This window comes from Streptomyces sp. MNU76 (assembly GCF_020982545.1).
Lineage (GTDB): Bacteria > Actinomycetota > Actinomycetes > Streptomycetales > Streptomycetaceae > Streptomyces.
Genome location: NZ_JAJKLK010000006.1, coordinates 87,642 through 102,534, shown reverse-complemented (window position 1 = coordinate 102,534; position 14,893 = coordinate 87,642). Strand labels below are relative to the sequence as shown.

Below are 14,893 nucleotides of genomic sequence, written 5' to 3'. Positions count from 1 at the left end.
TGCACTGCTTGGACTGCCGTGCACGCGAAGCGACGAGCGAAGCCGCGGGCGTGTGCCGTGAGTGTGGTGCCGGCGTCCGCGAGAACCACGCCCGCGTCACTGTCCGGAGCCTCGGGGGCGGGTCGATGCTGAGTGCCCCGTACGAGCCCCCGGCCCGTACCGTGCGTTGTTTCACGTACGCGGCCGACACGGCCGACCGGGCGTGATGAGCGAGCAGACGGATGTCGTGGTGGTCGGCGGCGGCCAGGCCGGGCTCGCCGCCGGTTACCACCTGCGCCGCCTGGGCGTGGACTTCGTCGTCCTGGACGCCGGGTCCACGCCGGGCGGCGCCTGGCAGCACGCCTGGGACTCGCTGCGCCTGTTCTCCCCGGCCGCGTACTCCTCCCTTCCGGGACGGCTCATGCCGGTCCAGCAGGGCGCTGAGTATCCGGATTCCGCGCACGTCGTGTCGTACCTGCGTGACTACGAGCAGCGTTACGAACTCCCGGTACGGCGTCCGGTGCGCGTGGCGGGAGTGCACCACGACGGCGCGTTCCTGAGAGTGGAGACCGACAAGGGTGACTGGCGGACACGGGCGGTGGTCAGTGCGACCGGTACCTGGTGGAGGCCCTTCCTTCCGGCGGTACCCGGCCGCGCGGACTTCCGCGGCGAGCAACTGCACACCGTCGAGTACCGCCGCCCCCAGGACTTCGCCGGCCGCCGTGTCGTGGTGGTCGGCGGCGGCAACTCCGGCGCGCAGATCGCCGCCGACCTGGCGTACGACACCGAGCTGACCTGGGTGACCAAGCGTCCTCCGCGCTACCTGGCCGACGACATCGACGGCCAGGTCCTGTTCGACGTGGCCACCGCGCGGCGCCGTGCGCTGGACGAGGGCCGCACCGACGGCGGGGGAGTGGCGTCACTGGGAGACATCGTCGCCGTACCGCCGGTGCGGGAGGCCCGTGACGCGGGGCGGCTGAAGGCCGCGCCGATGTTCGTACGCCTCGATCGCGACGGCGTCGTATGGGCCGACGGCACGCGGGCGGACGTGGACGCGGTCATCTGGTGCACCGGCTTCCGCCCGGCACTCTCGCACCTGGCGCCCCTGGGTCTACGCGGCCCGCGTGGCCACGTCGCGACCGCCGGGACGCGCGCCGTGGGCGAACCGCGACTGCACCTCCTCGGCTACGGCGACTGGACCGGCCCGGCCTCCGCCACCCTCATCGGAGTCGGCCGCCCGGCCCGCGACGCCGCCCGCGAGATCACCGAACTGCTCGCCACCGTACGGTGATCAAGACGGGCGACGAGCCGCACATCACGACAACTCGCCTACGACCTTGCGCACCTCGGTGGCGACGGACTCCGGCAGGGGCGCGTAGTGGATGCCCGGCAGGACCTTCTGTCCCTCGTCGCCGGCGGTATAGCTCAGGAAGGACTTGAGCGCGGGCAGGGTGTCCTTGTTGTTGCGGCGTGGGAGGGTGCGGGCGTGCGGGCTTCTCAGCCCTTGCTGCCGAGGATCCCGCCGAGTGCGGCCACCACGGACGGCTCGACCTTGTAGTACACCCAGGTGCCGCGCCGCTGGGAGGTCAGGAGTCCGGCTTCCCTGAGCTTCTTGAGGTGGTGGGAGACCGTCGGCTGGGAGACGCCCACGTCGGAGATGTCGCAGACGCACGCCTCGCCGCCCTCGTGCGAGGCGACCAGCGAGAAGAGGCGCAGGCGGACGGGGTCGCCGAGGGCCTTGAACATGCGGGCGGTCCGCTCGGCCTCCTCGGCGGTGAAGGGGCGCTCGGTCAGCGGAGGGCAGCAGGGCACCACGGCCTCCGGGGCCTCGGGCTCCAGCAGCGGCAGTACCTTGACATTCGACATGCGTCTATGTTGACACATGTCGAACCAGCGGCCCAGGGTTCAGGGGTGCTGGTGTTGGTGTCGGCCTCAGACTTGGCGGAGGCGGGCGGCGAGATGCCGGGCGACCCGGGCCGCGTCCCGGCCGACCCCGCGCAGGGAGTTCGACGACAGGCTGCGCTGCCATTCCAGTCCGACGTACGCCAGTCCCGGGTGGGTCCGCGACAGCCCCTCGCGGTGGCGGGGGTGGCCGTGTTCGTCGAGGGCGCCCAGCGGGGTGAGGTAGCCCAGGTCGGGCCGGTAGCCGGTGGCCAGGACGATCGAGTCGACCTCCTCCGTGCCGCCGTCCGCCCAGGTGACCTTCGTGCCGTCGGCGCCGCTGAAGACCGGGCGCCGGTCAGGGGCGCCGGAGGTGACGGCGGCGCGGTAGCGGCTGTCGTCGATGACCAGCTGGGTCGGCGGGGTCCGCAGGAACCGGCCGACGGGGAGGGTGTCGAGCCCCGTCCGGGTGAGCCACCAGTGCAGGTCGCGGCCCAGCGTGCGCTGCCGGGCGAAGCGGACCGGCTGCCGTGTCGCGAGGGTGACCCGCGCGTGCGCGGCCAGTTCGGCGGCTATCTGTACGGCGGAGTTCCCGGCGCCGACCACCACCAGCCGCTGCCCGGCGAACGGCTCGGGTGTCCGGTAGTCGGCCGCGTGCAGGACAGTGCCGGTGAAACTCGCCAGTCCCGGCAACGCCGGACGGTAGGGGTGGCCGAACGTTCCGGACGCCGCCACCACGCCCCGCGCGGACAGGCGTCCACCGCCCTCCAGGGTGAGAGTGAAGCCGCCGTTGTCCGCCCGGACCTCCCGTACGCGGATCCCGGTGCGAACGTCGGCGTCGACGTGCTTGGCGTAGCGCGGCAGGTAGGCGACGACCTCGTCCCGGTGTGGATAGCGGTCCGGTGCGCCGTCGAAGGGCATCCCGGGCAGGGAGCTGTACCTGGCGGGCGAGAAGAGGGTGAGGCTGTCGTGGTAGCGCGGCCATGATCCGGCCGCTTGCTGCGACGCCTCCAGGGTCACCGGCCGAAGTCCTTGTCGGCGCAAGGCGTACGCCGTGGCCGGCCCGGACTGGCCGCCCCCGATCACCGCGACATCGATGTGCTCCACGCTCGACCTCTTTCAGATCCGTTCCGGATTCGACGAATGTCTATGTTGAAGTTCATCGAATCAGGTGGCATGCTGGCATCGCAAGAGATTGACAGATGTCGAAACAAAGGGGAGTCCCCGTGAGCGCCTCCACCACCGCCCCCGACCAGCTGCCCGTCGTGGTCATCGGCGCCGGCCCGGTCGGCCTGGCAGCCGCCGCCCACCTCGTCGAGCGCGGCATCGAACCGCTGGTCCTGGAAGCGGGCCCGGCCGCGGGCGCCGCCGTACGCGACTGGTCGCACGTGCGGCTGTTCTCCACGTGGGCGGAGCTGGTCGACCCGGCCGCCGAGAAGCTGCTGGCCCCCACGGGCTGGGTCCGCCCGGACGGCGCCACGTACCCCACCGGCGGCGACTGGGCCGAGCGGTACCTCCAGCCCCTCGCCGATGTCCTGGGCGACCAGGTCCGCTACGGCGCCACGGTGACGGGTGTCGCCCGCGCCGGCCGGGACCGCATCGTCGACTCCGGCCGTGACGAGCAGCCTTTCACCGTGCACCTCCGGACCACGGACGGCCGAGAGGAGCGGATCACCGCCCGCGCCGTCATCGACGCCTCCGGCACCTGGTCCGTCCCGAGCCCGATGGGCGCCGACGGCCTGCCCGCCCTCGGCGAGAGGACGGCCGCCGACCGCATCTCCTACCGCGTCCCCGACCTCGACGACCCGGCCGTACGCGCCCGGTACGCGGGCAAGCGCACCGCCGTCATCGGTTCCGGCGCTTCCGCCTTCACCGCCCTCGCTCTCCTCGCCGACCTTGCGAAGGAGGAGGACGGCACGCACGCGGTATGGATCCTGCGCCGTGGCATCGGCGCCGGCACCTACGGAGGCGGCGAGGCCGACGAACTGCCCGCCCGAGGCGCGCTGGGCCTGCGGGCCAAGGCAGCCGTCGAGGCCGGCCACGCGTCCGCCGCCACCGGCTTCCGCACACAGGCTGTGGAGCGCGACGGCGATGACGGGCTCGTCCTGGTTGCGGAAGACGGCCGCCGCCTCGACCCGGTCGACGAGGTCATCGTCCTCACCGGCCTCCGCCCCGACCTGTCCTTCCTCTCCGAACTCCGCCTCGGCCTCGACGAACGGCTCCAGGCCCCGACCGCCCTCGCCCCGCTGATCGACCCGAACGTGCACTCCTGCGGCACGGTCTACCCGCACGGTGTGAACGAGCTCTCCCACCCCGAACAGGGCGTCTACCTGGTCGGCATGAAGTCCTACGGCCGCGCTCCGACGTTCCTCGCCATGACCGGCTACGAGCAGGTCCGTTCCATCGCCGCCGCGCTCGCGGGCGACCAGGAAGCGGCCGAGCGCGTCGAGCTGACCCTCCCGGAGACGGGGGTCTGCGGCGGAGCCGGCCTCTTCGACGACCCCGGCGCCGCACAGTCCGGCGAGGGCGGCGGTTGCTGCGCCGCCCCCGCCACGCTCCAGATCGGCATCGGCGCCCCGGCCGCCACCTCCGGCTCCGGCGGTTGCTGAACTCCCCACCCACCCAAGGAGGTTCGCCATGACATCCCGCGTACAGCTCGCCCTCCGCGTCCCCGACCTCGACGCGTCCGTGGCCTTCTACACGAAGCTCTTCGGCGCCGAGCCCGCCAAACTCCGCGACGGCTACGCCAACTTCGCCATCACCGAGCCCCCGCTCAAGCTCGTCCTCATCGAAGGCGCCGCGGGCGAGGTGACCCGCATGGACCACCTCGGCGTCGAGGTCGACAGCACCGAGGCCGTCCATGCCGCCACCGCCCGCTTGGGCGAAGCCGGCCTGGCCACCGACGTGGAGAACGACACCACCTGTTGCTACGCCCTCCAGGACAAGGTCTGGGTCCACGGCCCCGGCCGGGAACCCTGGGAGGTGTACGTGGTCAAGGCCGACGCAGACTCCCTGGCCAAGCAGCAGGGCAGCACCTGCTGCACCGGCACGGCCGACTCCGACGCCGACGCCGGCACGGGCGCGAAGGAACCGGTCGCCGCGGGCGGCTGCTGCTGATCCGCCGATGACCGACCTCGACACCAGCGAGGCCGTGACCGGGGCGGGGGACCGGTCACGGCCCCGCGCCGCGCTGCCCGCCCTGTGCGCGACGCAGATCACCAGCTGGGGCGTCGTCTACTACGCCTTCCCGGTCCTGAACACCCGCATCACCGCCGACACGGGCTGGTCCACGACCGCCACGACGGCGGCCTTCTCCGGGGCCCTCCTGGTCTCAGCCCTCGTGGGCATCCCGGTCGGCCGCATCCTCGACGAACGAGGCCCGCGCGCCGTGATGACCCTCGGCTCGCTGCTCGGCGTCGCGGCTGTGCTGGCCCTCGCGTACGCCCCCAACCTCGCAGTCTTCACCGGAGCATGGCTTCTGGCGGGGCTGTCCATGGCGGCCACCTTCTACCCGCCCGCCTTCGCCGCCCTCACCCGCTGGTGGGGCGAGGACCGCGTCCGCGCCCTCACGATCGTGACCCTCGCGGGCGGCCTGGCGTCCACCGCCTTCGCACCCCTGACAGCCGCGCTCGCCGAACACTTCAGCTGGCGTACCACGTACGCCGTCCTCGCCGTGATCCTCGCCGTGATCACCATCCCGGCCCACGCGCTCGCCCTACGGGCACCCTGGCCGCCAGCCCCACGGGACCCCACCCGACAACCCAACGGGTCCAGGCCGATTGCCCGCAGTCGGCCGTTCCTCCTGCTCGCCGCAGCCCTCACCCTCAACGGCTTCGCGATGTACGCGGTCGTCATCGCCCTCGTACCACTGCTGACCGAACGCGGCGCGAGCCCCACCGCCGCTGCCTGGGCCCTCGGCCTCGGCGGCGCGGGACAGACTCTGGGCCGCACCCTCTACGCCGGCCTCGCCCGCCGTACCGGCGTCACCACCCGCACGGTCGTCCTGATCGCCGCAGGCGGCGCGACCACCGCACTCCTGTCCATCACCACAGGGCCGTACCCGCTTCTGCTCTTCCTGGCGATCACGGCCGGCATGGTGCGAGGCAACCTCACTCTCCTCCACGCCACTGCGGTCTCCGACCGCTGGGGCACCGCTCACTACGGCCGACTCTCCGGGATCCTCGGGGCCCCCGTCACCATCGCCAGTGCCCTGGCTCCCTTCGCCGGGGCTGCACTGGCGACCGAGGTCGGCGGCTACCCGCAGCTCTTCGCGCTGCTCGCCGCGGTGTCCCTGCTGGCGAGCGCCTTGGCTGCGGGATCCGCCAACCGAAGCACGTGAGGCTCAGACTCCGGAGGTGCGCCCACCACGCACATCCGTGGCCAGCTTTCTGAGGGCGGGCACGAGTTCGGGGTATTCCCCGCGTGATGCGGACTGGAGCAACTCGGTGATGACGATGAGCTGTGCGACGCGTCCGGCCTCCGTCCTGAGTACGGGGAAGGTGTCCCGGTGGCGCAGCCTCGGTCGCCATCCATGTCCTGTTCCTGCTGGTGATGGCCTTCGCCGGGAAGGTGATAGCCCGGCTGTTCCGGCTCGACACCGGCGCCGGACGGGCCATCGTCTTCACCGGCGCGACCCGCAACTCCCTGGGCGTCCTGCCCTTGGCCCTGGCACTGCCCGACGCCCTCGCGGTCGCAGCGGTCGCCGTGGTCACCCAGACGCTGGTCGAGGTTCTGGGGATGGTCGCCTACGTCCGGCTCATCCCAAGCCTGCTCCCCCTCGACAAGCGCGAGGACGACGCACCCGCCGCATCGTGAGCGATGGCCGGCAGTCAGCAGCACGACACCGCAGCCGACGGCAGCACGAACTGTCGCTTTGCGTATGCGACTTCACCACCCCGACGCCTGCAAGTGGTGCAGGTCACTGAAGATGCGTCTCGTTATTCGAGTCAATCGGCTGACGTGTTGTCAGAAACTACCCTCTAGTGGCCCTCTGGTGGGCACATTCGCGCGACTTAAGGGCACGCGGAGGGCACGGAGCCCCAAAAATGGTCTAGGCAACAAGTAAACCCCAGGCTGCTGACCTGGGGTTTCATCATGGAGCGGGTGACGAGAATCGAACTCGCGCTCTCAGCTTGGGAAGCTGATGTTCTACCATTAAACTACACCCGCGTAAGACGCCGGTTGGTGCCGGTGTCGGAACGCATCGTTACTTTACCTCATGTCGGGCCCCGCGCGCTGAAGGCGTGGGGCCCGGTTGCGTTTCAGGGGCGGGGATGGGGCTGCGGGGCGCGGGAGTTGGGGCGTACGGTGGAGGCGCGGAAGAGGGTCCGAGAGGGTCGTGGAACGGATCGGAGTGCCGCCTGGAGGGGCGTCCCGTTCATCCCGTAATGTGGCGCTTCGTCGTCAGGTCGACGTAGGTCGACAGCCAGACGCGGCTCTTGGGGAAGGGACTCTTGGACTTGATGGAGCGCACCGTCGTCCGTTGTGCCGATGGGCACGTGTTCAGCACCGCTTCGTTCCCGATGCAGCAGGCCGAGCGCCTCGGCCCCGGTCGGCTCATGCGCTGCCCACGCTGCGCGCGCCTGCGCAGCGTCGTGCCGGTGGCGTTGCAGAAGCGGTAGCCACAACGGTCGCCACAGGTCGGGCTGGTAGAGCTACCTGCGGCCGGCAGTCGTCGAGGCGCGCGGAGTCCGTCCTGATGGTGGGCGGCCCGCGCGTCTTGCGTATCCTCGGGGCGTGCTTCTCTCAGACAAGGACATCCGGGCCGAGATCGACGCCGGTCGGGTGCGGATCGATCCGTACGACGAAACCATGGTGCAGCCGTCGAGCATCGACGTGCGTCTCGACCGCTTCTTCCGGGTGTTCGAGAACCACCGCTACCCGCACATCGACCCGTCCACCGAGCAGTCGGACCTCACGCGGCTCGTCGAGCCCGAGGGGGACGAGCCGTTCATCCTCCACCCCGGCGAGTTCGTGCTCGCCAGCACCTACGAGGTGATCTCGCTCCCGGACGATCTCGCCTCACGGCTGGAGGGGAAGAGCTCCCTGGGCCGGCTCGGGCTCGTCACCCACTCCACCGCCGGGTTCATCGACCCCGGCTTCTCCGGGCACGTCACCCTCGAACTGTCGAACCTCGCCACGCTCCCCATCAAGCTCTGGCCGGGCATGAAGATCGGGCAGCTGTGCATGTTCCGGCTCAGCTCGCCGGCCGAGTTCCCGTACGGCAGCGAGCGCTACGGCTCCCGCTACCAGGGGCAGCGCGGTCCGACCGCCTCCCGGTCCTTCCTCAACTTCCACCGGACGCAGGTGTGAGCGTGTCCCAGCCCCGGGAGAACCTCGCCTACGAGGCGTTCGGCACCGCCGTACGCGAACTCGCGCAGACGATCGCCGACGACGGGTACGAGCCCGACATCGTGCTCAGCATCGCCCGCGGCGGGGTCTTCGTGGCCGGCGGGCTGGCGTACGCCCTGGACTGCAAGAACATCCACCTCGTGAACGTCGAGTTCTACACCGGCGTCGGCACGACCCTCGACATGCCCGTCATGCTCGCCCCCGTCCCGAACGCGATCGACTTCTCCGACAAGAAGGTCCTGATCACGGACGACGTCGCCGACACGGGCAAGACGCTCAAGCTGGTCCACGACTTCTGCCTCGACGCCGTCGCCGAGGTCCGGTCCGCCGTGATCTATGAGAAGTCCCACTCCCTCGTGAAGTGCGAGTACGTGTGGAAGCGGACGGACGACTGGATCAACTTTCCCTGGAGTGTTTTGCCTGTGGTACGTAAGTCGGGGGAGCCTGTGACTCCATCCAAGGAAGCGCTCTGACGTGGTTCGTTGCGACCAGGACTCATACCGCCACCGATCTTGAAAACCGTAGTGACGTGAAACCGTCACCGTGGGTTCGGGGGCTGGCTTTGCTCGGTCCCGCTGAGCTTCGGCTCGGCGGGACCGAGTGCTGCGAAGTGGCAACTCCTCGTCAGTGGTGTACGGGGTGGGGCAGAGGGCGGGTGGTCAGGTGGCCCGGCGGGGCACGACGCCTCCCGCCTCGAAGTCGTAGATGGTCCCGTTGACGCGGAAGCCGTCGACGGCGCCGATCCACATGAAGTCGCGGCCCTTGCCGACAGCGGCGGTGTAGATGGTCGCCGGGTCTCCGCCGTCCTGGTCGAGCGCGGTCTTGACGGCGGCGAAGGTGCACGGAGTTGCCTGGGCGCAGCCGGTCGCGGTGCCCGCGGCGCCCGTGAGGAACCAGGTGCCGGTCTGGGTGGCGTCGAGATACGGGCTCCAGCGGTTCGTCACCGGGGAGTTGGGCGGCAACCACACCAGCGTGGAGTAGTTGGAGCCCGGCGCCGCGTCCAGGTTCGGGTCGATCTCGAATCTGATGTTCGGCATGTTCGTCGAGGTGCCGCCGTAGGTTACGTTCTCGCCGGTCTGGAACACATGGAAGCCGGCCTGCGTCAGGCCCGACACCGGATTGCCGAAGAAGTCGACCTCGTTACCGAAGTCGACCTTCTCGCTGGGGGGGGCTGAGGGTGGTGGAGCTGTTCGCCACCTCGATGCCGAGGCTGCCCCGGCCGTACGGCGGTCTCCCTTCCGGGCCCACTACACCGAACGAGCCGAACGGGCCGTTGCGGAGTTGGGCCACGGGGGAGCCGATCGTGTTGCGGGTGATCACACCCCAATGGTCCGAGCGGGCCTTGTGGCCGCCCTTGTCCCCGTTCTCGGTTCCGTCGGCGGACGCGGCTGTGGGGAGGACCGCGGCGGACATGGCGGCGAGCAGTGTGGCCAGGAGCACCGATCCCCGGCTGAGGCCAAAGCGAGCTTTCACGCGCACTCCTTGTGGAGGGTTTCGAGGTTCAGGTCAGGATCACTTCATGTGATGATATGGAGCCTAATCGTGACGAACCGTGTCACGCATGAAGAGTTCGGCCATTAGCGGATGGGGCGTACTTGCCCGCGCGCATGGGCATACGGCCGGGGCCCCGGCGCAGTCGCTGCGCCGGGGCCCCGTCGTACGGAAGTGTCCCGCCTAAAACGTACCCAGCTTGATCAGGGACAGGATCGCCACCAGTTGGATCGCGGAGGCGCCCAGGGCCTTCGGCCACGGGAGGTCGTGGGACTTGGCGACCATCATGGTCAGCAGGGCGCCCGCGGCGACCCAGGTGATCCAGCCGAGGATCTGGACGAAGGAGGCGTCGCCGCCCGCGAACATCGCGACGACCAGGCGCGGCGCGTCCGTGAGGGTCATGATCAGCATGGAGAGGCCGACGGTCGGCTGCCAGGCGCCGTCGCCGCCGAGCTGCCGGGCGAGGGTGTGGGTGACCACGCCCAGGACGAAGATGCTGACCACCATCGTCACGCCGGTGACGAGCACGATCGGCACGGCCGCCGAGAGCGTCGCCTTGATCGCCTCTTCGCGTGCGGCGTCGAAGCCGAAGACGGCCAGCAGGCCGTACAGGAACGTCACGATGAGGGCGGGGCCCCACACCGCGTGGTCGCGCATCACCAGGAACGTCTGGTTCGGGTTGGTGATGATGCCCTTGAGGAGCGCCTTCCAGGGCAGCCGCGGGCCGAGCGGCGCCGCCGGGGCGTTGCCCGCGCGGTAGGTGTCGCCCTGCTGGTACGGGTCCTCGCCGACGGAGAACATCTGGGTGTGGCCCGGGTTGTTGGCCGCGTACGGGTCCGGGCCGCCGCCCTGGGGGTGCCCGCCGTCGTCGCCGAAGTACTCCGGCTCGCCGTGGTTCCCGTGCCCGCCATGGCCCCCATGGCCTCCGTGGTTGCCCTGGGGCCCGTAACCGCCGGGGCGTCCACCGCCGTGCGTCTGGGGCCAGCCGCCCTGACCGCCGCGCCCGCCGCCGTACGGCGGTCCCGGGGGCGTCTGGGGGTAGCCGTACGACGGGCCGCCGGCCTGCGGGGCCTGCTGTCCGTACGGAGGGTTGTGCGGTCGCGCTTGAGGAGCGCCGTTGTCCCGGCCGCGTCCGATCCTGAATCCAGCCACGTCATCGAACGTACCTGGTCCCGGACGGCCGCGTGCCGGGCCGGGGCCAACCGGCCCGGCTTTGCGGCCGAGCTGTGACATCCCCTAAGGGATCGTCAGGGATGTGTGAGGGGTGGGGCGGGGACGGTCCGGTGGTCGGTTGGGTGGTGGGCCGGTCACGGCCTCCGCGCAGGTCGGCGGCGCAGGTCGGCGGCCGTGTCGGCGCGCGCTCAACGGCTGCTGACGTACCTGCCGTACGACAGGGCCGACGCCGGGGACGGCAGGCCCAGGCTCTTCGGAGTGAGGGCGTAGGAGCCGTTGACCGAGGTCTTCGGGAAGACCCAGACGCCGCCGGACCTCGCGTTCTCGCCCGGGGCGCCGACGGCCGTGTCCGGGGTGCCGTCCTTGTCGTAGTCGCCGGTGGCGACGGCGGTGCCGAAGGCGTCGTTCGTCTCCGCCGCGCCGGGCACCTTGGGCCGGTCCTGGTGGTACGGGACGGAGGTGGCCTCGCCGAAGCGGTCGATGATGCCGCCCTCGTGGCTCAGCAGGAACGTCATCGCGCCGGCCGCCGCGCGGGCGCCGATGGCCTCGCCCGGGGCGCCCACGACCAGGTCGTCTCGGCCGTCGTGGTTCCAGTCCAGTACGGCGAGGGAGGCGCCGAAGCGGTCGCCGTCCTCGGCGACGCCGTGGACGCCGACGGTGTCCTGGTTGAGGGTCTGGGTGCGCAGGCCGAAGGAGTTCTTGTCGCCGTAGAGGAGGTGGATGCCGCCGCCCTTGGCGTACGACTCGGGGCCGCACGGGTCGTCGATGTTCTCGTCGGCGATCTCGCGGCACTCGCCGAGGGCCAGGTCGTCCAGTCCGTCGCCGTCGAAGTCGCCGACGGCGAGCGCGGAGGCGGCGCCGTTGTCGGAGTTCCAGACGTTGGCCATGCGGCGCTCGGTCTCGTCCCAGGACCACAGCCGTACGTGGGACTGGGTGAAGGGGGCGTCGATCGTGTAGTAGGCGAGGGCGAGGTCGTCCGTGCCGTCGGCGGTGAAGTCGCCGGTGGCGAGGACCGGGGCGCGGCCGCCCATGGGCGTGGCGAGGACGGTGGTGACGACCAGGTCCTCGCCGTTGTCGACGGCGGCCCGCACGACGACCTTGTCCCGGCCGCCGACCACGAGGTCCCGGCCGCCGTCGCCGGTCAGGTCCGCCGCCGCGACCGACCAGCCGTACGCCGCGTTCCCCGACGTGCCGGTGAGGGCGTTGGACGCCGGGCCCGTTCCGGTCCGCGCGCCGCCGACGACGGTGACCGTGCCCGCGTCCGCGCCCCGGCCGGTGACGTCCTCGCCGGGCGCGCCGACGATCAGCTCGGCGAGGCCGTCGCCGCTCAGGTCCGCGAGCAGTACGGAGGCGCCGAAGCGGTCGCCGGCCTCGGGGGTGCCGGGGACCTCGGCGGTGGCCTGGCTGACCCGGATGCTGCCGTGCCCGCCCAGGCCCTTGGCGCCGCCCCAGACGAGGTTCACATAGCCGGCCCTGGCCTTGCCGTTCACGGTCGCGTCGGGGACGCCGACGGCGAGGTCCGCGTAGCCGTCACCGTTGAAGTCGCTGGTCACGGCGGCGGAGGGGGCGGCGGTGGCGGCAGCGCCAGGGTGAGGGCGAGGGCCGCCGTGGTGGCGGTCGCCACGGTGGCGGCGGCCAGGGCGTATGTCCGTCTGTGCACGGGGGGCTCCAGGTGGCGGAATGGCCTGATATCGGGGTGGGGTGCTGGCCTGGTTCGGCTGGTTCACCTGTGTGACACCTGGAGGCCGTGCGGGGTTGTAGTACCGGAGCCGGGAGCCGGGAGCCGGGAGGGGCTAGGGCGTGTTTCGGAAGTCCCTTCTGCTCTGCGACGCCCGGCACGCTCCCCCAGTCTCGGCTGGCGCTCGACCGGGAGGTACCCCCACCGCCGCACCGGACGAAAGGCCAAGTACACCCAGTACGAGGCCCTTCGTCCGGCGCGCCGAGAGCACGCACCGGACGCCGCAGAGCCGCCCTTCGGGCGACGAAGGGACTTCCGAAACACGCCCTAGGACCAGAAGTCCGCCTCCTTGTCCATGTCCTCCTGGCACTCGTCGATGTCCGTGAACTTCTCTCCGACGATCCGGAAGACGAGGCAGCCGTTCTGCTCGATCCGCTTGCCGCCGCGCTCGGCGGTGTAGCGGTGCACGGAGACGGCGTGGCCCCGGCCGTCCACGCACACATGGCTGAGGGTGACGTCGAACGTCCCGCCGGTCTCCTCGAAGAGGCGCTGGTACATGCCGATGATCGAGTCCTGCCCCTTGTGGTCGCCCGACAGCAGGTGGCTGCCGGGGACGTGGTGCGTACAGTCCGCGGCCATCAGGGAGCGGAGGGTGTCCATGTCGCCCCGGGTGAAGGCGTCGTAGCCCTTGCGGACGAGCGCTGCGTTCGGGTGTTCGGCCATGGGGATCGCCTGCTTTCCGGATGCCTGCCTGTTGTGCTCCTTTTGTATGATTATCGCCACTGATGGGGTGCTTCGCAGGCTAAGGCTGGGTGCGGGCCAGGAGGAGGAGCTGGTTGGGGGCACGGTCGGCGCGTGGGGAAAGACCGCCGGTCGCGCATTGAAGTGGGGAGCGCGACCGTCTCGTCCAGCACGGACAGTGCCCGAGGGGCCCGGGGGCTGCTGTGCTAGTGCGATACGTGCGCCACGTACGCCGCGTTACTGAAGCATCCCCGCGACGACGTCACCGTTCACCCGCTGCACACCCGTCGTCGTCACACCCTTCGAGGTGCCCGGCAGGCGCAGCGAGCTGTTGTCGCCCATGACGTACAGGTCCGCCCTGCCGTCGCGGTCGGTGTCACGGAGGCGGAGCGTGTGGCCGACGTAGTCGCCGGTGGCCAGGGTGCCCGGGACGCCCGGTGAGTTGCGGGCGAACCACTGCGAACCCTGTGCCCGCAGGCCCGACTTGGCGCCGTACAGGACGTGCACCCCGCCCGCCTCGTCAGCGCCGTCGTTGGTCTCGCCGGGTACGCCGATCGCCAGGTCGCGGTAACCGTCGCCGTTCACGTCACCGGCGGAGACCGAGGCGCCGAACCGGTCGCCGCGCTCCGCGCCGCCCGCGATCCCGGCGGTGTTCTGGGTGAAACGGGCGCTCGTCGACGGGCCGGACGAGGCGCCGTACCAGACCGACACGCGGCCCGTGTCCCGGTCGTGGATCTGGGTGCCGATGGCGATGTCGCCGTAGCCGTCCTTGTCGAAGTCGGCGATGACGCCGTCGCCGCCGCGCTCCGCCTGGCCGCTGTTGCCGTTCCGGCGCTCCAGGCGCAGCGTCTTGCCGGGGTACAGCTTCGTCCTGCCGCCCTTGACGAACCAGGCGTCGGAGGCGATGTACTCCGGGTACACCACGTCGCCGATGACGGCCAGGTCGGTCTTGCCGTCCTTGTCGACCTTGCCGGAGACGAGGGCCGTGGCGTAGAAGCTCGACGTGTCCTTGTCCAGGACCGTCACCGAGCCCTTGACCCCCGACTTCGTGATCGCGCCCCGGTGGACGTACGTCTTGCTGTCGCGCACCAGGGCCAGGTCCTGGTGGCCGTCGCCGTCGAAGTCGCCGGTGGCGAAGTCGGCCGCCCTGCCGGAGACGCCCTTCGGGCCCTTGAACGGGACGGTCGTGCCGCCGGACAGGCCGTTCTTGCCGCCCCAGAGGACGGTGACGGTGCCGTTGTCCTTGGCCTTGCCGACGTCCTCACCGTTGGCGGAGACCGCGAGGTCGCCGTACCCGTCCTTGTTGAGGTCGGCGGCCACCCGGACGTCGCCGAAGAGGTCGTCGCTCTCGTCGGTGCCGGGGACGCCCGCGCTCGCCTGGTCGATGAACTGCGTCTTCGTACCGGGGCCGTCGGCCGCCGTGCCGAAGGTGACCAGGATGCCGCCGCCCTTGCTGAAGCGGGTGTCGGTGCCGTACGAGAAGGCCGCGTGGTCGCGATACCCGTCACCGTCGAAGTCGTCGGCGTACTTGGCGGGGGCTGCCGTCGCGGAGGCCATCGGGAGGGTCGTCAGGACGGCGGTGGCGAGGGCTGTGGTGAG

The 14,893-nt window shown here is 70.9% G+C and carries 14 protein-coding genes, 1 tRNA gene and 1 pseudogene; 7 read left to right on the top strand and 9 right to left on the bottom strand.

The window, feature by feature from the left end; all coding sequences use genetic code 11:
* Positions 1-205 precede the first annotated feature (205 nt).
* Positions 206-1,270 carry an ArsO family NAD(P)H-dependent flavin-containing monooxygenase gene (locus E4N62_RS15675; protein WP_230215036.1) on the top strand — a complete coding sequence of 355 codons (1,065 nt, stop codon included), beginning with the start codon at positions 206-208 and terminating at the stop codon, positions 1,268-1,270.
* Positions 1,271-1,476: 206 nt separating this feature from the next.
* Here E4N62_RS15675 and E4N62_RS15670 read toward each other — a convergent pair whose 3' ends face one another.
* Positions 1,477-1,845 (bottom strand): helix-turn-helix transcriptional regulator, encoded by a 369-nt coding sequence (locus tag E4N62_RS15670; protein WP_230215034.1) that lies wholly within the window; start codon positions 1,843-1,845, stop codon positions 1,477-1,479.
* Positions 1,846-1,911: 66 nt separating this feature from the next.
* Complete coding sequence (locus tag E4N62_RS15665) at positions 1,912-2,967, bottom strand: NAD(P)/FAD-dependent oxidoreductase (protein WP_230215032.1); 1,056 nt, start codon at positions 2,965-2,967, stop codon at positions 1,912-1,914.
* Between the two features lie 119 nt (positions 2,968-3,086).
* On the opposite strand from E4N62_RS15665, the gene E4N62_RS15655 reads away from it, so the two are divergent.
* The 4 genes and pseudogenes from E4N62_RS15655 to E4N62_RS15640 form a co-directional block, all read left to right on the top strand.
* On the top strand, positions 3,087-4,469 hold the full coding sequence (locus E4N62_RS15655) for an FAD-dependent oxidoreductase (RefSeq protein ID WP_308185081.1): 1,383 nt from the start codon (positions 3,087-3,089) through the stop codon (positions 4,467-4,469).
* Positions 4,470-4,497: 28 nt separating this feature from the next.
* The gene (locus E4N62_RS15650) at positions 4,498-4,977 is read left to right on the top strand and encodes an ArsI/CadI family heavy metal resistance metalloenzyme (protein WP_230215030.1); all 480 of its coding nucleotides are present in this window, start codon (positions 4,498-4,500) and stop codon (positions 4,975-4,977) included.
* A gap of 7 nt (positions 4,978-4,984) precedes the next feature.
* On the top strand, positions 4,985-6,199 hold the full coding sequence (locus E4N62_RS15645; RefSeq protein ID WP_230215028.1) for an MFS transporter: 1,215 nt from the start codon (positions 4,985-4,987) through the stop codon (positions 6,197-6,199).
* Positions 6,200-6,387: 188 nt separating this feature from the next.
* A pseudogene (locus tag E4N62_RS15640) lies at positions 6,388-6,675 on the top strand (arsenic resistance protein); the annotation flags it as partial.
* A 280-nt stretch (positions 6,676-6,955) separates the two neighbouring features.
* Here E4N62_RS15640 and E4N62_RS15635 read toward each other — a convergent pair.
* Positions 6,956-7,029, bottom strand: a tRNA-Gly gene (locus tag E4N62_RS15635).
* 567 nt (positions 7,030-7,596) lie between these two features.
* On the opposite strand from E4N62_RS15635, the gene dcd reads away from it, so the two are divergent.
* Both dcd and E4N62_RS15625 read left to right on the top strand, forming a co-directional pair.
* Entirely contained in the window at positions 7,597-8,172 is a 576-nt protein-coding gene (gene dcd, locus E4N62_RS15630; protein ID WP_230215025.1) for a dCTP deaminase, read from the top strand.
* On the top strand, positions 8,169-8,684 hold the full coding sequence (locus tag E4N62_RS15625) for a phosphoribosyltransferase (RefSeq protein WP_230215023.1): 516 nt from the start codon (positions 8,169-8,171) through the stop codon (positions 8,682-8,684). The genes dcd and E4N62_RS15625 overlap by 4 nt, the downstream gene beginning before the upstream one ends.
* Positions 8,685-8,870: 186 nt before the next feature.
* Here the strand turns inward: E4N62_RS15625 and E4N62_RS15620 are convergent, their stop codons facing one another.
* From E4N62_RS15620 to E4N62_RS15595, 6 genes are all read right to left on the bottom strand, one after another.
* Complete coding sequence (locus E4N62_RS15620) at positions 8,871-9,326, bottom strand: hypothetical protein (RefSeq protein ID WP_230215021.1); 456 nt, start codon at positions 9,324-9,326, stop codon at positions 8,871-8,873.
* A gap of 25 nt (positions 9,327-9,351) precedes the next feature.
* Positions 9,352-9,684 carry a hypothetical protein gene (locus E4N62_RS15615; RefSeq protein ID WP_230215019.1) on the bottom strand — a complete coding sequence of 111 codons (333 nt, stop codon included), beginning with the start codon at positions 9,682-9,684 and terminating at the stop codon, positions 9,352-9,354.
* A gap of 201 nt (positions 9,685-9,885) precedes the next feature.
* Positions 9,886-10,935, bottom strand: a complete 1,050-nt coding sequence (locus tag E4N62_RS15610) for a Yip1 family protein (RefSeq protein WP_230215017.1) — start codon at positions 10,933-10,935, stop codon at positions 9,886-9,888.
* Positions 10,936-11,063: 128 nt separating this feature from the next.
* On the bottom strand, positions 11,064-12,428 hold the full coding sequence (locus E4N62_RS15605; protein WP_230215015.1) for an FG-GAP repeat protein: 1,365 nt from the start codon (positions 12,426-12,428) through the stop codon (positions 11,064-11,066).
* 452 nt (positions 12,429-12,880) lie between these two features.
* Entirely contained in the window at positions 12,881-13,276 is a 396-nt protein-coding gene (locus E4N62_RS15600) for a nuclear transport factor 2 family protein (protein ID WP_230215013.1), read from the bottom strand.
* A 255-nt stretch (positions 13,277-13,531) separates the two neighbouring features.
* Positions 13,532-14,851: an FG-GAP and VCBS repeat-containing protein gene (locus tag E4N62_RS15595; RefSeq protein ID WP_230215012.1), complete on the bottom strand. Its 1,320-nt coding sequence runs from the start codon at positions 14,849-14,851 to the stop codon at positions 13,532-13,534.
* Positions 14,852-14,893 lie beyond the last annotated feature (42 nt).

Coding starts and splice junctions, on each gene's coding strand:
- E4N62_RS15645 (WP_230215028.1), top strand. CDS start 4,985: ATGACCGACCTCGACACCAGCGAGGCCGTGACCGGGGCGGGGGACCGG.
- E4N62_RS15600 (WP_230215013.1), bottom strand. CDS start 13,276: ATGGCCGAACACCCGAACGCAGCGCTCGTCCGCAAGGGCTACGACGCC.
- E4N62_RS15595 (WP_230215012.1), bottom strand. CDS start 14,851: ATGGCCTCCGCGACGGCAGCCCCCGCCAAGTACGCCGACGACTTCGAC.
- E4N62_RS15675 (WP_230215036.1), top strand. CDS start 206: ATGAGCGAGCAGACGGATGTCGTGGTGGTCGGCGGCGGCCAGGCCGGG.
- E4N62_RS15650 (WP_230215030.1), top strand. CDS start 4,498: ATGACATCCCGCGTACAGCTCGCCCTCCGCGTCCCCGACCTCGACGCG.
- E4N62_RS15670 (WP_230215034.1), bottom strand. CDS start 1,845: ATGTCGAATGTCAAGGTACTGCCGCTGCTGGAGCCCGAGGCCCCGGAG.
- E4N62_RS15610 (WP_230215017.1), bottom strand. CDS start 10,935: ATGTCACAGCTCGGCCGCAAAGCCGGGCCGGTTGGCCCCGGCCCGGCA.